The following is a 16,219-nucleotide window of genomic DNA, read 5'->3' on the forward strand; positions in this document are numbered from 1 at the left end:
AAGACTTGAATATTCGCCAATTGGTAAAAAATAAACGATTATCCAAATCTGTTTCTGATGCCGGTTGGGGAATGTTTCGAAATATGCTTTCCTATAAATGTGAAAGAAATGGCGGATTACTAATCAAAGTCAATCCAGAATTCACATCACAGGATTGTTCGAATTGCGGGACTCGTGTAAAAAAATCCCTATCGATTCGCACCCATATTTGTAAAAGCTGTGGAACGATTCTCGACCGTGACTATAACGCCAGCTTGAATATTCTTCGGAGGGGACTGGAACAATTGGACGAGTTGCAAGTAAAAATCTAGTATCCGGATGACTGTAGGGCAAGGTTGTGTCCGATCAGTATAAACAAAGCCTGCGGAGACTGTGTAAGACTTCTTGGAGACCCCGGGATGCACTGGTCTGTGAAACAGGAAGCCCCATCTTCAAGCATTTGAAGAATGGTAAGGTGGGGTCATTCACTGAACTAGAGGATGATGTATCGTTTATTGAATTTGATGAAGATGTCATTAAGACAATCGAAGCTGCCAAGGAAAAGTATGGCGGTAAAGTGATTGATAAAAAAATTAATACATTTATTCGTGAAATGCTTTCACTGCTGGATTTGGAAGAGGAGTCATAAAGGGATTAGATAGAATTTGCACAAATTTAATTCGCACTTCACAAAATGTGACTATTTATTTACTAATAATTTAGATTGCAAGAAAGTTAATGAAACTTTTCATGTTTCGATTCGTATAAATAATTAGAACCAGAATTATTTTAGGATGCTGTTATATTGGATTTTACCTGCAAACTGTTTAAGGAATCCTTAAATCTTCTGAAAGGGGGATTATCGTTTTGCCTATATGGGTTTTCATTTTAATCGTATTCGGTGGATTGCTTTTAATCGGCATCATTGTTGACATCATCATGAAATTTAGGGGCAAGAAAATAAATCCAGAACGGAAAAATAGGAAAGTCACTGAATCCGAAAGAATTTATGCAGAGAGTTTTAAAGAGCAGGTCAGGAATAACATGCATGATAATTTCTTCTAAAAGGCTGTTTTTTTAGCCTTTTTTCGTATAAATAATGATATTGGAATTCTAACAAAAAGAAGGAGAATTCTTATGCCAACATGCCAGAATTGCAGCCATATATGGACCTGGAAAGAAACAGTCAAAAAATCATTTACATTGGATACGGGAATGAACTGTCCGAACTGCTGGAAAAAACAATACGTCACTTCACGATCAAGAAAAAAGACCGCCATGTTCAGTTTTTTAGCACCAGCATTATTACTTATGAATCTATTTTTTGGTTCTTCAGTTGTAATTTTAATACTATTGATCGCTTCTATTCCATTTTTCTTCGGGATTTATCCTTTTTTCCTTGAACTATCCAATGAAGAAGAGGCGCTTTGGTAGGTTAATTCTATTTATAATTCCGTTATTCCATATTGATAAACGGGCCATCAAATTCAAGCTCTCCTTTAATTCGTTTGATATTGGTATTATTTCCTTCAAGCCATTTGGTAAAATCAAAGATCACCGGCTTGCGATCTGGACCAATCACAAACCATGCTTTCATTTCTTTGGGAAAGTAAACAGAGGTGTGTATCGTTCCGGCAGCGGCGTCGTATTTTTTTGAAAATATGTGATGTGCAGGATTGTTCATAACTTTAAAAGCCTGAAAGGGATTTGCTGCATATCTTTGCTGGTCCTCGATGTTTTTCTCGCGATTCCGGGTTTCTTCAATCCGATAGCGGTTTTCTTCATCAAGCAAGTGAAAATGGTTCGTGCATACATTGGATTTCCGCGCCACAACTTTTCTTGGTGAAGCCTCCACTACAAAGCTTTCTCCAGATGGGTCCAATAGAACATAGCTGAACGAATGACGATGCGGAATTTCTTTCAGCAGAGAAACTGCCTCACCCACACTTGCACAGGTTTCTAAAATCAGGCGGCCAATCATATTACACAGAAATCCATCTGATGACTTTCGGCTGTGCGTAAAATTATACCCCATGACAAGACCCTTCTCATTCATTCCATCAATCCTGCCAGTAATCTGCATGGAAGGTCCGATGATGGCATAGCCTTGATCGGTTGGCTTATAAAATATATATCGCCCTTCATATCCCCGTGGATGGCTGTCATAATTGCGTACCATGAAGTTCGGATCTGTATAAATGGAACAGCCGCTGCGGGTGAATTCCAGATAATAGCCGCCAAACAGCTGGAATGCTTTTTTCATTTCCATTTGAAGAGCATCTGCCAGGCCTTGGATTTCATCGAGAATTGCTGGCGCAAATGTATTCATGATGCTTTTATATTCTTCTGGATTGACCAAAAAATGGCGGTCTTTCTTTGGTCCCCATTGCTTCTCGCGATTAGGTAAAATTGGAGAATTTTTCAGAAGCTGCCCCTGGAAATAACCGAAGTCATAATGACTGCCTCTGAATTGGAACACATCACTGTAAAATTGTTTCATTTCTTTCATTCCTTTTCAGTCTTCAGCTACTGTCAGTGTACGATATCATCATGCAAATGGAAATTTTTATGCTTTTGTATTTTCAACTCTCTTCCATAATAAAAAGGAAATCGTACCAAATTGTCGAAATTAGGAAAGTATTATATTCCAATTGTAAAAAAATATAGTTGATAAATGGAAACGTTTTATAAGATGCAGCGTCAAATCCTATAAAAGGGTGAGATTATGAGGGGAATTACTGTAATTATCATTTGGTTAGCGGTTTTTATTTTAGTAGGCTGTAACGAAGAGGCAGAGGATGTTTTGTCAGGGGACCGTCCACCTGATGCCTATATTGATATTGATAATGAAAAATACCCTGCGAAATTAGGCAGCTACTGCTGGCAGTTAGATGGAAAAGGAGAATGTGTCGATATGGCTGGTCCAGTTGAACTTTTAAAAGGAAAAGAACCAGTAGAAGTGGAAGCAGGTGAAACTGTGACGTTTGGAATGGACTTTCATCCAAAGCCAAATGAAGTTTATGTCCTTCAGATAGAAAATGGCAAGGAATCTGAATTGGATGTAAATGGCAATAGCTTCAGGGCACCTAAAAAAGAAGGAATTTATTATTATTCCTATGGTGTATGGTGGATGGATGAAAAAGAAAAAAATGTTTCAAACGGGGATGCATTTTACTTTTTTGCATTAGATGTGCAACAGTCTGAGAAGCAGGAGTGATTATGGATGAAACAAAATAAATATGATGATATAAATTTCTTTTCGTCATATGAAAAAATGGCACGTTCCGTTAAAGGATTGGAAGGTGCTGGTGAATGGCCTGTGTTAAAAGCATTGCTGCCTGAGCTCAAGGGTAAACATGTTCTTGATTTGGGATGCGGTTTTGGCTGGCATTGCCGTTATGCCCGCGAGCAGCAGGCAGAATCGGTGATTGGGGTAGATATTTCTGAAAAGATGCTACAGGGGGCTCGAGAAAAAACGGATGATCCAGCCATTACCTACATGCACATGCCGATAGAAGATGTCAGTTTTTCAGAAGCGCAATTTGATCTGGTTTTCAGTTCATTGGCTTTTCATTATATCGAGGCATTTAAAACAGTCCTCCGTAAAATTTACGACTATTTAAAGCCTGGCGGATCATACGTTTTTTCAGTTGAGCACCCAATTTTCACATCTCGTAATGAACAGGATTGGCATTACGATGGAGATTGCAATCGCCTCCATTGGCCAGTGGATAACTATTCATCAGAAGGCAGGCGGGAAACCACGTTTCTCACTGAAGGTGTAATCAAATACCATCGTGCGTTTTCCACCTATATCAATGACCTGATTCATGCAGGCTTTACGATTAAAGCTGTCAAGGAACCGATGCCGACAGCAGAAATGACAGATAAAATCCCAGAAATGAAAGATGAAAACCGCCGGCCGATGTTTTTGATTATAGCAGCAGAAAAGCAGGAGTGAATTAACGATAAAAGAAAAATGGCTTTGTACAAGAAATTATTTTGGATTTTCTAGCTTTCGGAAGCCCAGTTTCGCTTAGCAACGTGGAATCTCGACATAAATAAGACCCGTCCAACACAACCCAGTAGATGGGTCTTTCGGTAAAAATGCAGTCTTAATAATCAATTTTTTAACTATAAGATCCATGCCAGAAGAACGACTGCTGTCAAGGTGAGGGAACGGAATGGATATCGATGAATGCATGCAGTGTATTTTCAGAGAAAATTGCTAGCAAAGGATCCGAAATGTCAGCAGGGAACATTAATAAGTGCTGGAAAGAACATGACACTGCGTAAGGTGTTTGAATAAAGTGAGGCATTTCTTGAGATAAAAAGGATTCACTAATTGAAGGTGAAGAAATCATGGAGAGAAGGGTTATTTTAGTAAGGTATATTTGAAAACTTCTCGAAAAATGACATTGACCATTTTTGAATAACCACTTATAATTACTATTGTAAATTCAAATCTTAAGGAGGATTATTAAAAAATGACACACGCAATGAGACTTCGTTTCCCAGCTTTGAACCAGTAATTGAATAGGGTCAAAGGCTCTGCTTGTCGAGCAGAGTAAATGGGATTAGTCTGTCCTTTTTTAATAAACTTCATTTCAAATACAATGATTCGATGTGAAGGAAGGCAAAATTTTGTCTTTCTTTCTTTATTTATTGTGAACCCTTTTTGTTCAAATAAAGGGGTTTATTCGTGGAAAGAATTTCAGCTTTTCACTTAATCGAAATGAATAGGGCATTTTCCCTTTACTCACAAATCACAGGCAGCCGGTCTGTGTTTTTTTATTGTCTAAAAATATGTAATCATCTTTATGCAGTAATAGCATGGAAAGCAAAATAAGGGGAGGATATCATGCAATTCTTATTATTTTTCTGATGCGGGCCTGAATTCAAAAGCCCGTATCGATCCAGCTATCGATACGAAATCAATTTATTTCGGGAGGTAGCAATAATGGAACAAATAAATTTTGAATTAGAAAACGTAGAAGTATCTTATTTAGATAAAGAGATATTAAAAATAGAACGATTAGCGGTACATCAGTTTGACCGCATTGGCATTGTTGGAAAAAATGGAGCAGGAAAAAGCACGTTATTAAAATTACTTGCAGGAGCCATTCAGCCAACAAAGGGTAAAGTAAACCGCCATGCAGAATTCGGCTATTTTGAACAAATGGAAGCACCTGGTTCCAGCAATGCAGACCCTAAGCTGCTTGGAAAATTGCATGTGTCAGATTTTGAGAATGGGCTTAGCGGCGGGGAGCAGACAAGACTGAAGCTTGCACAATTGTTTACGCACTATCATGAAGCCCTGTTAATTGATGAGCCTACAACACATCTCGATAAAGATGGCATTTCTTTTCTGCTTGATGAACTTAAATATTACTATGGTGCACTTGTGCTTATCAGTCATGACCGCGCAGTACTGGATGAACTTGTTACAACGATCTGGGAAGTAAATGAAGGTATTGTAAACGTATATTCAGGGAATTACAGTGACTACATGGACCAAAAGCAGCTAGAACGTGAACAGCAGGCCCAGGCACATGAACAATTTTTGAAAGAAAAGAGCCGGCTTGAAAAAGCAGCTGAGGAGAAAATGAAAAAAGCTGACAAAATAGCCAAAGCTGCTTCGATGTCAAAAAAAGAAACGAAGGCAAAAGCGAACCGGATGTTTGAAACGAAATCCAAGGGCACAAGTCAAAAGGCAGTCCAGCGTGCGGCAAAAGCGATTGAACACCGGATGGGAAAATTAGAAGAGGTGGAAGCCGTCCAAACGGAAAGGAAAATTGCATTCAGGCAGTCAAAAGCATTGGAATTGCATAATAAATTTCCAATTATGGCAGACAGACTAACACTAAAGATGGATGAAAAGCTTCTATTGGATGAGGTAAGCTTTCAGATCCCGCTTGGCATGAAAATTGCGATTACCGGCAGTAATGGCAGTGGGAAAAGTACACTGCTTCACCACATCATGAATCAAGGTGAAGGATTGACAATTTCACCAAAAGCAAAGCTTGGCTGCTATCGGCAAATGAGTTATCAGTTTGACAGTGATGAAACGGTGCTGCAATTCTTGAAAAACCGGTCGGAGTATGATGAAGGATTTCTGCGAAGTGTCTTGCATTCCATGATGTTTACTGGAACAGATATACAAAAAAGCTTGAAGTCATTAAGCGGTGGAGAAGCGATACGCCTCCATCTCTGCCAACTGTTTCTGGGAGAGTATAATATTCTGCTGCTTGACGAGCCAACGAATTTTCTTGATATCCATGCCATTGAAGCATTGGAAAGTTTTATAAATTCGTATGAAGGAACAATACTACTTGTATCACATGATAAGCAGTTTATAGCAAACACTGCAGATTTGGAATTTCAGATAACTGATAAAAAAATCGTGCGAAAGTGATATACTATTAAACCACCTGTGCCAAAGGGATGTAAAACCTTTTATTATGATAAGCCACTATGACACCTTTCACCAAAAATCTATTTTTCATTTAGTGAATGGAGGAAAGTAAACGGCTTATCATAATAAAGGTATCCCTGTACATATCTTATTCTTTTACAAAAGGGGGAAAGTAAAGTGAATCAGACGATAAATATTTTAGTAGTTGAAGACGACAATGATATTAATGAATTATTATGCAAAGTTATAAAAAAGAGTCAATACCATCCACAGCCTGCTTATTCCGGCACCGAAGCATTAATATATTTGGAAAAGCAGAAGTGGGATTTGATTTTACTTGATTTAATGCTTCCAGGAATGGCTGGGGAAGAAATTCTTGCAAAAATAACGGAAAATGAATCTATTCCAGTAATCATTATCTCTGCTAAAAGTGAACAGCAAACAAAAATTGGGAGTTTGCGATCAGGTGCGGATGATTTCATTTCTAAGCCCTTTGATGTTGAGGAGGTGTCGGCTCGGATTGATTCTCTGCTTCGGAGATACAAACATACAAAAGAAATGACTAAACAAGAGTTAAACCATAAAGATATTTACATTGATCTCGAATCAAAGACTGTTCAAGTAAATGGAATAAATATTACCTTGACAGCCAGAGAATACAGTCTTCTCGTACTTCTCATGACATCACCCAAAAAGGTATTTTCCAAGTCGAATGTATTCGAAAGTGTATGGAACGAGCCTTTTCATGGCGATGACAATACAGTTAATGTTCACATGAGTAACTTACGGAATAAACTCAGCAGGGCAAACCCGAATGAAGAATATATTGAAACAATTTGGGGCATGGGTTATCGTCTTAAATCTTAAGGTTTTCTTAAGATTTGTCTTTACCCTTTCTTATGGTTTAGCTTCCATAATAACGTTATAGCAATCAAGGGAGGTAAAACCTGTGAATGAATATATCTTAAGAACACATCAACTTTCTAAAAAATACAGAAATGATATCGCACTTGTAGATATCAATATATCCATTAAAAAGGGAGAAATTTACGGATTCATTGGACAAAATGGTGCTGGTAAGTCAACGATGCTGCGGATCGCGACGGGACTGGTATTTCCATCAAACGGATCCATTGAATTATTTGGGAATGACAATCCAAATAAGTTAACAGAGGCACAGAAAAGAATTGGGGCGATTATTGAAAGTCCTGCACTATTCCCGAATATGACGGCCCGTGAAAATTTAGAAGTCCATCGCCTGCATAAAGGAATTCCAGGAAAAGACTGTATCAGGAAAACACTGGAGCTTGTTGGGCTTAGTGATACAGGAAAGAAAAAAGCGAAAAACTTTTCGCTTGGAATGAAGCAGCGGCTGGGTCTTGCTATTTCCTTATTAAGTGACCCGGAATTCCTGATTCTTGATGAGCCGACAAATGGATTGGATCCAATGGGGATTGTTGAACTAAGAAAATTAATTAAAAAATTGAATCGTGAAAAAGGACTGACTGTTCTAATATCAAGTCATATTTTAAGTGAACTGCATCAGCTGGCAAATCATTATGGCATTATCCATAAAGGAGAACTTTTAGAGGAAATCTCTGCAAAAGAGCTGGATGAAAAATGCAGGCAGCATTTGCGGATTAAAGTCGATCAGCCGGCTAAGGGTGCCACAGTACTCGAAACCAGTCTTTCCACTGCCAATTTTGAGGTGATGCCTGATGGCACAATGAAACTTTACAGCCATCTGGATGAGGTACGAAAAGTTTCAAAGGCTTTAACAGAAAATGGCCTTATTATTGAACATCTTGCACAAAATGGTGATAGTCTTGAAAGCTATTTTTCAAAGCTGGTTGGGGGTGAGGAGCATGCGTAATCAGATTAGGGCAGAATTGTTTAAATTACAAAGGAATAAGACATTTTGGGTGCTCCTATTAACCATGACAGGCTTAAGTGCATTGCTGCATTATTTAGTGATCATTGAGTGGTGGCAAGTGAGTGGTACTGCTTTTGATAGCGCTGGTTTAAGTGAACTTAATGCCATATCCACATTTACAATACCATTATTTTTTAACTTAATAGTCAGTACGTTAGCCGGTTTCTTTATCTCAAATGAATACTCACCAAGTGGTGTCATCAAAAATCAAATAATAAGCGGCAGCAAAAGAAGCCATATATTCCTGTCCAAGTACCTTGTTTTTACCCTGGGGTCAATCATAATTACGATACTCATTCCCCTGATGACAGGTATTATCGAGATTATATTTTTTGGAAATGCAGAGATATTGAATCCTTCTAATATGCTTTATTTAGGTAGAGCATTTGGTTTATTTGCACTTCAATTTTTAGGGTATACAGCAATTATCCTTTTGTTAGCTATTGTGACAGAAGATAGTGGGAAAACAATTATATTATCTATTCTGTTTACGATCGTAATGTTTGCGATTGAAAAACTTCCTGATTTACCTATTTTAGGTGTGATTTATAAGTGTTCAATCTTTTATCAATTCAGCGCAGTTTTCGAGTTCTCCATGACTTATGGCGAAATACTCAAATCTATTTCAATTGCGCTTATAACACTGATTATCGTAACCATCTGTGGAATAGCTATTTTTAACAAAAAAGAAATAAAATAACGTATAAATAAGCGGGTGTAAAAATGTTGCCATATCTATTTATAATTGTAATCCTTATAGCTGTTTTCTTGTGTATTCGTTTATTTTCTTTCCGGAAAGAAGTGAAGAAAATAGGAAGGCAGCTGCAAAAATACAATCATCAAAAAACAAATAAAAAAATAGATATGGCACTCCTGAATCGTAATATTGAGGGGTTGGGAACAGAGATAAATCACCTTATTGATATGCATGTAAAAGAGAAAAGAGAAAGAATCCGTTTTGAAAATGAACTGAAACAGGCCGTTGCAAATATGTCACATGATTTGCGGACTCCATTGACTTCTATTTTAGGATATATCCAGATGGCTGAATCAAATGATATTACTGCAAAAGAGCAAAAGGAATATATATCCATTGCCAAAGATCGAGCAAAAAGATTGGAAACATTATTAAATGATTTCTTTGAGCTGTCTGTTATTGAATCCGCAGATTTTCAATTAAAGTCTGAACCAATCAATTTAAAGCCTTTAACTATAGATATGCTAATGAGTTTTTTCGATCGTTTTAACGATAAAAACATGGAACCAATCATTAACATGCCAGAAAGGGATGTATTTATTAAATCGGACGAGTCAGCGGTATCCAGAATCATTGAAAATCTCATTTCCAATGCCATTACGCATTCAGATGGAAATATAAGAATAACGCTTGAGGAAATAGATGCAACAGTCAGATTGATCGTTCAAAACAATACACATGCTCTAACTGATAATGATGTCGATCACCTTTTTGATCGATTTTATATGGCAGACGGGTCTCGTTCAGGCAAAAGTACAGGGCTGGGATTGTCAATTGTGAAAAGCTTCATGCAAAAAATGGATGGGAATATCACTGGTAAATTAAATGATGGTCAGTTGTCGATTATATGTGAATGGAAATCCTCAGGGAAATAACTGTAGTTAAAATTGATTGGAGATTAACCTATGGGTAAGAAACCGGGAATTATTATACCATTAACTACTAACAATCAGTGGGGATGGAAGAAAACCCCACTGATTGAAGTTTCACTTTATTATCGATTAACTGTAAATAAAAATGATTATATAGGAAGTTAAGGGCTAATCTTACCACCTTTAATTAAATGGCCCAGTTGGTTTGTAAACTTCAACAAATCAGAATCGAGAATAGGATTAGGATTCGGATGTAAAGAACAATTTAAAGTGTTTCTTTTTGAAAGAATTTATTTACTCAAGAATGAAATAAGGAGTTGCTGTCATAGTGGCTCCTGTTTTTTATGCAAAATTATTGAGAGAGACATAGCTTTTTATCTAAACAAAATTAAATATTGTGATAAAATTAAAAATGATAAAGAAATGATGAGGGTGTTTTGCAAGTGAAAAAGTGCATATATCTAAGTATAGTACCTTTGCTATTTTTGCTTTTAATACAATCTGGCTGTAACAATCAAGAAACTGCGTACAACTATTATTTGGCACTGAAGGGTGAAAGTGACAACTGGAATTTGAACGGGTATGAAATCGAGATGACGCAAGAAAAGTTCAAAGCAGGAAATGGAACGTTAAAAATGAAAAGTGAAAATGAATATAAAACAGATTCTTTTCATTTCAATACACATGCAGTTATTAATAATGAAGATATAACAATTCATTCAGGTTCAGATACTGGGCTGGGAATAGACATAGCAGAAGAAACGACTGGAACAATAGAAGCTGCAACATATCTGAATAAAAATGGAGATCCAATCACACTTGATGAGATAAGTGATATCTACATAATCGTTGAGTGGTGGGATAGGAACAAAAGCAAAAATGTTAAAGAAAGAATAAATCTGTATAGAAAAACTGATATGGAACTGAATTCGTAAAGAGGCGAGTTGATTTTTAGATCATGAGAGCTGCTTTCTTGCTGACACGATAACTTAATACGTTTGAACAGGGTGCTATTCTTATACGGAGCGCCCTTTTTACATTATAAAAATTAATTTTAGGGAACCGATATGATATTGCCTTCGTCTAATTGGATGAAAGAAAGGGGGGAGATCCTATGCAGGAAGAATATGAGCACCAAAAAGACCAATCTAATAGGGAACTGTTAGTAGAATTAATGGAAAAGTACGGCGACATGGTACTTCGTGTGGCATTTACATATGTAAAAGAAAGACAGCTGGCAGAAGATCTTTCACAGGAAGTATTTATCCGATGTTACCAGTCTCTTGATGCATTTGAAAATTGCTCTTCCTACCAGACGTGGCTCTATAGAATTACAGTGAATTATTGCAAGGATTATGTGAAAAGCTGGTCTTTTCGTAATTTAATTCCTTACTCACTAATTAAAAGGAACGGTCAGGAGTTTGATTCCGTGGCTTCCATGGTCATGAAGAAAGAGGATAATGATGCACTTTTTCTGCAAGTGTTAAAACTTTCGGTAAAACTAAGAGAAGTACTGGTTTTGTATTATTACGAGGATTTAGCCGTTGAAGAGATTGCGGATGTTCTGGACCTGAATCCGAACACAGTGAAAAGCAGATTGCACCGTGCACGGAAAAGCTTGAAATATCATATGGAAGGAGGAGTGATCCTTGAAAAATAAATGGAAATACCCAGTGAAAGTAGAGCAGATGCGTTTTACGGAGAAAAATCAGCAAACAGTGCTTAATGAACTTGACACACCTCTCCAGAGAAATAAGTCCAGAAAGCCTATTCGCAATGGATTAACAGCTGCAGCAATTGTATTATTGTTGCTTGGTGGTGCTTTATTTGTGCCGTCAATTGAAAATGTTGTTGCAAAGATTCCGTACATTAGTCAGTTTATAAAACAAGAAGAACAGCGCATGAATCAGATGGATAGCATTTTAGATGAAGTTAACGCTGTTGCTGAGGAGAACGGAATGAAACTTAGGGATTTGCGGATGGACAGTAAAGAAATGGAAGTTCATTTAATTGGACTATCCGGAAACAATGAAAGTATTACTGAACAGATCCAGTCGAAGCTGGATGAAGCGGGATTTACTGGATATGACGTAAAAGTAGTTGCATATGAGGAAGAGGAACAAGAGATAGAAACCGAACGAAGTAAAGAGGAGATAGAGCAGGATTCCCGGGATAGTGAAGCACTTAAGGCTGCATTAAAAGAGCGCCTGGAGGCACAAGGATATGAACTGATGTTTCCAGTTTCAGTACGTATAAATAATGTAGAAGGTATATACATGAATGTCATTGTACCTGAATCAGAAGAACGTTTGGAGCAGCTAAAGGAAATAATGAAAGAAGAGGCAAAGGTTTATGGAGATGACTATAAGCTGGATGTAAGACAAGTGCAGAAAATCGCAAGGGAGCAGGAAATACGCTGGCAAAAAACAGGTGCAATCAGCAATATCGGAAGAGCGTTAATGGAGGCTGACAACTTGCACGTTAATGGTTTTTCTTACTCATTCCACCCATATCCACTTGAAATCAATGTTAAAACTTCCCTGGAGCTTGATAATCCAGAAGCTGTGGAAATCGCTAAAGAAATTCACTCAGAAATTGATTCGTTTATCCAATCAGATGAAGAGACAAAAACGATTCGTGATGATCAGTACAATGTGAAAGTACTAAGTAAGGATAAAAAAGAAATAGGAGTCGAATAATGTTTGACAGTCGCATGCCCGGTTGCATGCGGCTGTTCTATGTGAACTGATAATAGCCATATTTCAGGAAGGAAGTGTGGCTGTTTTTATAGAAGTAAAGACTATGGAATAGAAAAGCGGGAGTGACTAACTAAAAGGAGAAAATACATGAACTTAAGACTTGAATTGTTCGTAGAAAGTTTAGAAAAATCTGTGGAATTTTATAGTAATGTTTTAGAATTTAATTTACCTGAAGAAATTAATAAAAGTTACGTCTCTATCAGCAATGGTGATGTTGTTTTGGGTTTAGGTGAGATGAAAAACCTCCCTGAAAGTCACCCACTTAAAGTTTCTCATGAACAGCAAATTGGATTAGGAGTAGAAATTGTTATGGAAGTTGATGATGTAAAAGAATTTTATGACAAAGTAGTTGCAATAAGGTATCCAATCCAGACTGAATTGACAAAAAGACCATGGGGGTTGGAAGATTTCAGAATCATTGATCCAGATGGATATTATATAAGGATAACAAGCAGTCGAGGGATAGGAACAGATAGTGATAAGAAGGAATAAGCACTTTAATTGTCGAATTAACAAAAGTAGAATTGTTAATTTTTGTGGAACATGAAATTGATAGGAAAAAGGAATATATAATTCTATCTCAATTTAATAAAAGGGATGCGGAGATATGAAGTTTAAAATTGTTCATGTGCTATTAATAATCAGCCTGGGAGTAAACTTATATTTTCTTGGGAAATGGTTTCTGATTGATCAATGGTATGAACCCTCAGAGGAGGAACAGGTTATATTAAGTGAAATGGTTCAGAAAACAGTTGAAAGTGAAGGTTATAAAAATCTGGCTGAAAAAGAAAATATTATCGCCATCGACTCAAGTATGGATAAGAATAAAGGCGGAGTGTTTCCATATTATTTCGAAGTGAGTGTCCGTACGGATAAACAGACTTATCTTTTTTATTGCAGTGATGCCAATTGCTCGGAAATGGAAAATGAAGGATGGACATACTCCATTTATCAGGATGAAAATCCACGGCTTCCATTTTGAAATCATGATACTATCATTTTTATAAAACAAAGGAGACAGGATCCGATGAAATTAGGCACCCCGGTGGCAAAGGGTAATACGGCACAAATCTATCATTATGATAACAAGATTATTAAAGTCTTCAATGATAATTTACCCAAGACCGAATCTCATTATGAAGCAACTATACAAAAGTATGCTCACTCATGCGGTCTTTCTGTGCCAGAAGTAATCGATGTCACAGAAATAGATGGGAAACAGGCTATAATAATGGAATTTATTAAAGGCAGAACAATAGGTGATATTCTATCGGAAAACCTGAATCAGGCAGAATATTATATGACCATTTCCATAGATATACAACAAGGAATTCATAGCATAGTTACTGATTCTCTTGTACCAATGTCTGTGAAATTAAGACGTCAAATTAAAGCAGCTCAACAACTGGATACAAGACAAAAATCAGTTTTACTGAAAAAATTAGATGCAATGACACATGAAAAAAGGTTATGTCACGGTGATTTCCATTTGTTTAATTTAATAAAGTCAGACAATGACAAGGTTACAATTATTGATTGGGTGGATGCGAGTGCAGGGGATCCGCGTGCAGATGTCTATCGAACTTACCTTTTGTATGAACAGTTTTCAATGGAATTAGCAGATATGTATTTACATCTTAATTGTAATAAAAGTGGTTTATCCAAAGATGAGATTTTTCAATGGGCTCCAATTATCGCAGGAGCGCGATTATCCGAAAATGTTTCATCAGAAAGTAACGAACGTCTGATGAGGATAGTTGAAAACTACTGTACATTATAATTAAACATTAAAGCAGAAACATTCATGGAGGAGTTGAGAAACATGAATAATTCCTGGAACAAACGAATATATAAAATTTGGTCGCCTGTTTACGATAAAATTTTTAATTCAGGCATTTTTCTAAATGCCCGACAGCAATTATTTCAGGCGATACCTTTCCAAAAACAACAAAGAATACTTTTCGTAGGTGTAGGTACGGGAGCTGACTTGGCGCTAATAAATCATCATGACTTGGATATCACAGCAATTGATTTTTCACCTGATATGCTTAGGAAGGCGAAAGTGAAATTTAGGAATTCTCTTATAAAATTCTCAGAAATGGATGCACAAAATATGGCATTTACCAATAATTCTTTCGACTATGTTGTAGGAAGTTTAGTCCTTTCAGTTGTTCCGAATGCAGATAAATGTTTTCAGGAAATGGTAAGGGTTTTAAATTGTAACGGGAAAATAATCATTTTTGATAAATTTGCTCCTGAAACTACTAAGCTCCCATTATCCAAAAGACTTCTAAGACCATTTATAAGAGTTTTAGGTACAGACATTGGCTTGAATTTTGAAGAGCTATATCTCAGAAATAATAAAAATTTAAGGATAGATGAAGATAAACCTGTAATGATGAATGGGATGTACAGGAAAATAATTATTAGTAAAGATTAGGAAATTTTACAAAAAAGCTGAATGAGTGAAGAAGGTTCTTTAGGTGGTAGGAAATGAAAAAATGGTTTATGATTTTTACTCTAATAATCTTAATAGTAATTTCAACCAAAATCTATTTTGATACCAATGACTTTATAGTAAATAAAGTTCAGTATCAAAGTGACAAAATTCCAGAGGGAAACGAATTTACAGTTTTACAAATTAGTGACTTGCATAATAAAAGCTTTGAAAAAAACAATGAAAAGTTAATCAATACCGCTGAAAATTTAAGCCCTGATATTATTGTTATTACAGGTGATCTCATAGATAGAAGCACAGATGATTTTACCAATGTTTTCTCTTTTATAAAAAAAATAGTGACAATCAATAAAGAGATCTATTTTGTAACGGGCAATCATGAGTGGGAAAATGCTAATACCGAAGATTTTTTGGAGGGTCTACGTGAAAGAAATGTTAAGATATTAAGCAATCAAAGTACTCAAATTACTGCTGAAAATGTAACATTCAGCTTATCAGGAATCGATGATGCTTCAACAAATCATGAGGATATCACAGGAGCATTTCAAAATGTTGATCAAGATCTGTATACCATATTGCTGTCACACACCCCAAGTGTTACAGAGAAATACGAGGACATACCAGCTGACCTAATTTTAAGCGGGCATACACATGGCGGACAGGTGAGATTACCGTTCATAGGTGCATTGGTTGCTCCTGACCAGGGATTTTTGCCAAAGTTTGATAAGGGTACCTTCAAAATTGGCCAGGACCAATATCTTTATATTGACAGCGGACTTGGTACAAGTGTTGCGCCTATCCGATTTTTAAATAAAAGCCAATTGAGTTTAATCAAAATTACTGGCAGCAGCGGTTAAAAATGGGAATTGACACCTCAGAAGCAGGACGAGCGTTAGTTGAAAAGTTAAATGAGAAGTCTTCAAGCAATGGGTCGAATAAAAATAAATAATACTAGCAAAAACGGTTGGTAACTTGTAAAAAGTGCTAAACGTTTTTTTATTTCTTTAACAATTAATTCAAATTATATAGAAATTGGAAAAATTCAG

General features: G+C 36.5%; 22 protein-coding genes. 21 read left to right on the forward strand and 1 reads right to left on the reverse strand.

All coding sequences use genetic code 11. The features are described from left to right. The 4 genes from CIL03_RS18175 to CIL03_RS18185 all read left to right on the forward strand — a co-directional run. Positions 1–311: RNA-guided endonuclease InsQ/TnpB family protein (locus CIL03_RS18175; protein WP_133087845.1), on the forward strand; the 311-nt coding region annotated here is incomplete at its 5' end. 143 nt (positions 312–454) lie between these two features. After that, the gene (locus CIL03_RS19950; RefSeq protein ID WP_165768004.1) at positions 455–628 is read left to right on the forward strand and encodes a hypothetical protein; all 174 of its coding nucleotides are present in this window, start codon (positions 455–457) and stop codon (positions 626–628) included. A gap of 218 nt (positions 629–846) precedes the next feature. Next, positions 847–1,044: a hypothetical protein gene (locus tag CIL03_RS18180; protein ID WP_094887303.1), complete on the forward strand. Its 198-nt coding sequence runs from the start codon at positions 847–849 to the stop codon at positions 1,042–1,044. Positions 1,045–1,116: 72 nt separating this feature from the next. After that, complete coding sequence (locus tag CIL03_RS18185; protein ID WP_094887304.1) at positions 1,117–1,413, forward strand: TIGR04104 family putative zinc finger protein; 297 nt, start codon at positions 1,117–1,119, stop codon at positions 1,411–1,413. Between the two features lie 22 nt (positions 1,414–1,435). Here the strand turns inward: CIL03_RS18185 and CIL03_RS18190 are convergent, their stop codons facing one another. Continuing rightward, a complete protein-coding gene (locus CIL03_RS18190; RefSeq protein WP_094887305.1) occupies positions 1,436–2,479 on the reverse strand; it encodes a C45 family autoproteolytic acyltransferase/hydrolase in 1,044 nt (347 codons plus the stop codon). Between the two features lie 225 nt (positions 2,480–2,704). On the opposite strand from CIL03_RS18190, the gene CIL03_RS18195 reads away from it, so the two are divergent. The 17 genes from CIL03_RS18195 (at position 2,705) to CIL03_RS18265 (ending at position 16,030) form a co-directional block, all read left to right on the forward strand. Continuing rightward, complete coding sequence (locus CIL03_RS18195; protein WP_094887306.1) at positions 2,705–3,196, forward strand: hypothetical protein; 492 nt, start codon at positions 2,705–2,707, stop codon at positions 3,194–3,196. Positions 3,197–3,202: 6 nt separating this feature from the next. Then, positions 3,203–3,940 carry a class I SAM-dependent methyltransferase gene (locus CIL03_RS18200; RefSeq protein WP_094887307.1) on the forward strand — a complete coding sequence of 246 codons (738 nt, stop codon included), beginning with the start codon at positions 3,203–3,205 and terminating at the stop codon, positions 3,938–3,940. A gap of 526 nt (positions 3,941–4,466) precedes the next feature. Then, a complete protein-coding gene (locus tag CIL03_RS20425) occupies positions 4,467–4,511 on the forward strand; it encodes an erythromycin resistance leader peptide (protein ID WP_108721263.1) in 45 nt (14 codons plus the stop codon). A gap of 428 nt (positions 4,512–4,939) precedes the next feature. After that, positions 4,940–6,394 carry an Msr family ABC-F type ribosomal protection protein gene (locus tag CIL03_RS18205; RefSeq protein WP_094887308.1) on the forward strand — a complete coding sequence of 485 codons (1,455 nt, stop codon included), beginning with the start codon at positions 4,940–4,942 and terminating at the stop codon, positions 6,392–6,394. Between the two features lie 177 nt (positions 6,395–6,571). Beyond that, positions 6,572–7,261, forward strand: a complete 690-nt coding sequence (locus CIL03_RS18210) for a response regulator transcription factor (RefSeq protein WP_094887309.1) — start codon at positions 6,572–6,574, stop codon at positions 7,259–7,261. Positions 7,262–7,343: 82 nt separating this feature from the next. After that, positions 7,344–8,267 (forward strand): ABC transporter ATP-binding protein, encoded by a 924-nt coding sequence (locus tag CIL03_RS18215; RefSeq protein ID WP_094887310.1) that lies wholly within the window; start codon positions 7,344–7,346, stop codon positions 8,265–8,267. Continuing rightward, entirely contained in the window at positions 8,260–9,027 is a 768-nt protein-coding gene (locus tag CIL03_RS18220; RefSeq protein ID WP_094887311.1) for an ABC transporter permease, read from the forward strand. The genes CIL03_RS18215 and CIL03_RS18220 overlap by 8 nt, the downstream gene beginning before the upstream one ends. A 23-nt stretch (positions 9,028–9,050) precedes the next feature. After that, positions 9,051–9,959: a sensor histidine kinase gene (locus CIL03_RS18225; protein ID WP_240508149.1), complete on the forward strand. Its 909-nt coding sequence runs from the start codon at positions 9,051–9,053 to the stop codon at positions 9,957–9,959. A gap of 30 nt (positions 9,960–9,989) precedes the next feature. Beyond that, positions 9,990–10,121, forward strand: a complete 132-nt coding sequence (locus tag CIL03_RS20310; RefSeq protein ID WP_276282971.1) for a hypothetical protein — start codon at positions 9,990–9,992, stop codon at positions 10,119–10,121. A 278-nt stretch (positions 10,122–10,399) separates the two neighbouring features. Continuing rightward, positions 10,400–10,891: a hypothetical protein gene (locus CIL03_RS18230; RefSeq protein ID WP_094887312.1), complete on the forward strand. Its 492-nt coding sequence runs from the start codon at positions 10,400–10,402 to the stop codon at positions 10,889–10,891. Positions 10,892–11,070: 179 nt separating this feature from the next. After that, positions 11,071–11,616, forward strand: a complete 546-nt coding sequence (locus CIL03_RS18235; RefSeq protein WP_240508152.1) for a sigma-70 family RNA polymerase sigma factor — start codon at positions 11,071–11,073, stop codon at positions 11,614–11,616. Next, positions 11,606–12,655, forward strand: a complete 1,050-nt coding sequence (locus CIL03_RS18240; protein ID WP_094887313.1) for a DUF4030 domain-containing protein — start codon at positions 11,606–11,608, stop codon at positions 12,653–12,655. The genes CIL03_RS18235 and CIL03_RS18240 overlap by 11 nt, the downstream gene beginning before the upstream one ends. Before the next feature lie 147 nt (positions 12,656–12,802). Next, positions 12,803–13,207 carry a VOC family protein gene (locus CIL03_RS18245; protein WP_094887314.1) on the forward strand — a complete coding sequence of 135 codons (405 nt, stop codon included), beginning with the start codon at positions 12,803–12,805 and terminating at the stop codon, positions 13,205–13,207. A gap of 115 nt (positions 13,208–13,322) precedes the next feature. After that, complete coding sequence (locus CIL03_RS18250; RefSeq protein WP_094887315.1) at positions 13,323–13,697, forward strand: hypothetical protein; 375 nt, start codon at positions 13,323–13,325, stop codon at positions 13,695–13,697. Positions 13,698–13,742: 45 nt separating this feature from the next. After that, the gene (locus CIL03_RS18255; RefSeq protein WP_094887316.1) at positions 13,743–14,495 is read left to right on the forward strand and encodes an aminoglycoside phosphotransferase family protein; all 753 of its coding nucleotides are present in this window, start codon (positions 13,743–13,745) and stop codon (positions 14,493–14,495) included. Between the two features lie 42 nt (positions 14,496–14,537). Next, complete coding sequence (locus tag CIL03_RS18260; protein WP_094887317.1) at positions 14,538–15,155, forward strand: class I SAM-dependent methyltransferase; 618 nt, start codon at positions 14,538–14,540, stop codon at positions 15,153–15,155. A gap of 53 nt (positions 15,156–15,208) precedes the next feature. Next, positions 15,209–16,030 carry a metallophosphoesterase gene (locus tag CIL03_RS18265; protein WP_094887318.1) on the forward strand — a complete coding sequence of 274 codons (822 nt, stop codon included), beginning with the start codon at positions 15,209–15,211 and terminating at the stop codon, positions 16,028–16,030. The last annotated feature ends 189 nt before the right edge of the window (positions 16,031–16,219 follow it).

This window comes from Virgibacillus indicus (genome assembly GCF_002266285.1).
Taxonomy (GTDB): Bacteria; Bacillota; Bacilli; order Bacillales; family Amphibacillaceae; genus Virgibacillus_K; species Virgibacillus_K indicus.

Bases quoted from the DNA above. Each gene is read 5' to 3' on its own strand.
- CIL03_RS18190 (WP_094887305.1), bottom strand. From the start codon at position 2,479: ATGAAACAATTTTACAGTGATGTGTTCCAATTCAGAGGCAGTCATTAT.
- CIL03_RS18195 (WP_094887306.1), top strand. From the start codon at position 2,705: ATGAGGGGAATTACTGTAATTATCATTTGGTTAGCGGTTTTTATTTTA.
- CIL03_RS18260 (WP_094887317.1), top strand. From the start codon at position 14,538: ATGAATAATTCCTGGAACAAACGAATATATAAAATTTGGTCGCCTGTT.
- CIL03_RS18185 (WP_094887304.1), top strand. From the start codon at position 1,117: ATGCCAACATGCCAGAATTGCAGCCATATATGGACCTGGAAAGAAACA.
- CIL03_RS18250 (WP_094887315.1), top strand. From the start codon at position 13,323: ATGAAGTTTAAAATTGTTCATGTGCTATTAATAATCAGCCTGGGAGTA.
- CIL03_RS18205 (WP_094887308.1), top strand. From the start codon at position 4,940: ATGGAACAAATAAATTTTGAATTAGAAAACGTAGAAGTATCTTATTTA.
- CIL03_RS18255 (WP_094887316.1), top strand. From the start codon at position 13,743: ATGAAATTAGGCACCCCGGTGGCAAAGGGTAATACGGCACAAATCTAT.
- CIL03_RS20310 (WP_276282971.1), top strand. From the start codon at position 9,990: ATGGGTAAGAAACCGGGAATTATTATACCATTAACTACTAACAATCAG.
- CIL03_RS18235 (WP_240508152.1), top strand. From the start codon at position 11,071: ATGCAGGAAGAATATGAGCACCAAAAAGACCAATCTAATAGGGAACTG.
- CIL03_RS18220 (WP_094887311.1), top strand. From the start codon at position 8,260: ATGCGTAATCAGATTAGGGCAGAATTGTTTAAATTACAAAGGAATAAG.
- CIL03_RS18225 (WP_240508149.1), top strand. From the start codon at position 9,051: ATGTTGCCATATCTATTTATAATTGTAATCCTTATAGCTGTTTTCTTG.
- CIL03_RS18200 (WP_094887307.1), top strand. From the start codon at position 3,203: ATGAAACAAAATAAATATGATGATATAAATTTCTTTTCGTCATATGAA.
- CIL03_RS18265 (WP_094887318.1), top strand. From the start codon at position 15,209: ATGAAAAAATGGTTTATGATTTTTACTCTAATAATCTTAATAGTAATT.
- CIL03_RS18245 (WP_094887314.1), top strand. From the start codon at position 12,803: ATGAACTTAAGACTTGAATTGTTCGTAGAAAGTTTAGAAAAATCTGTG.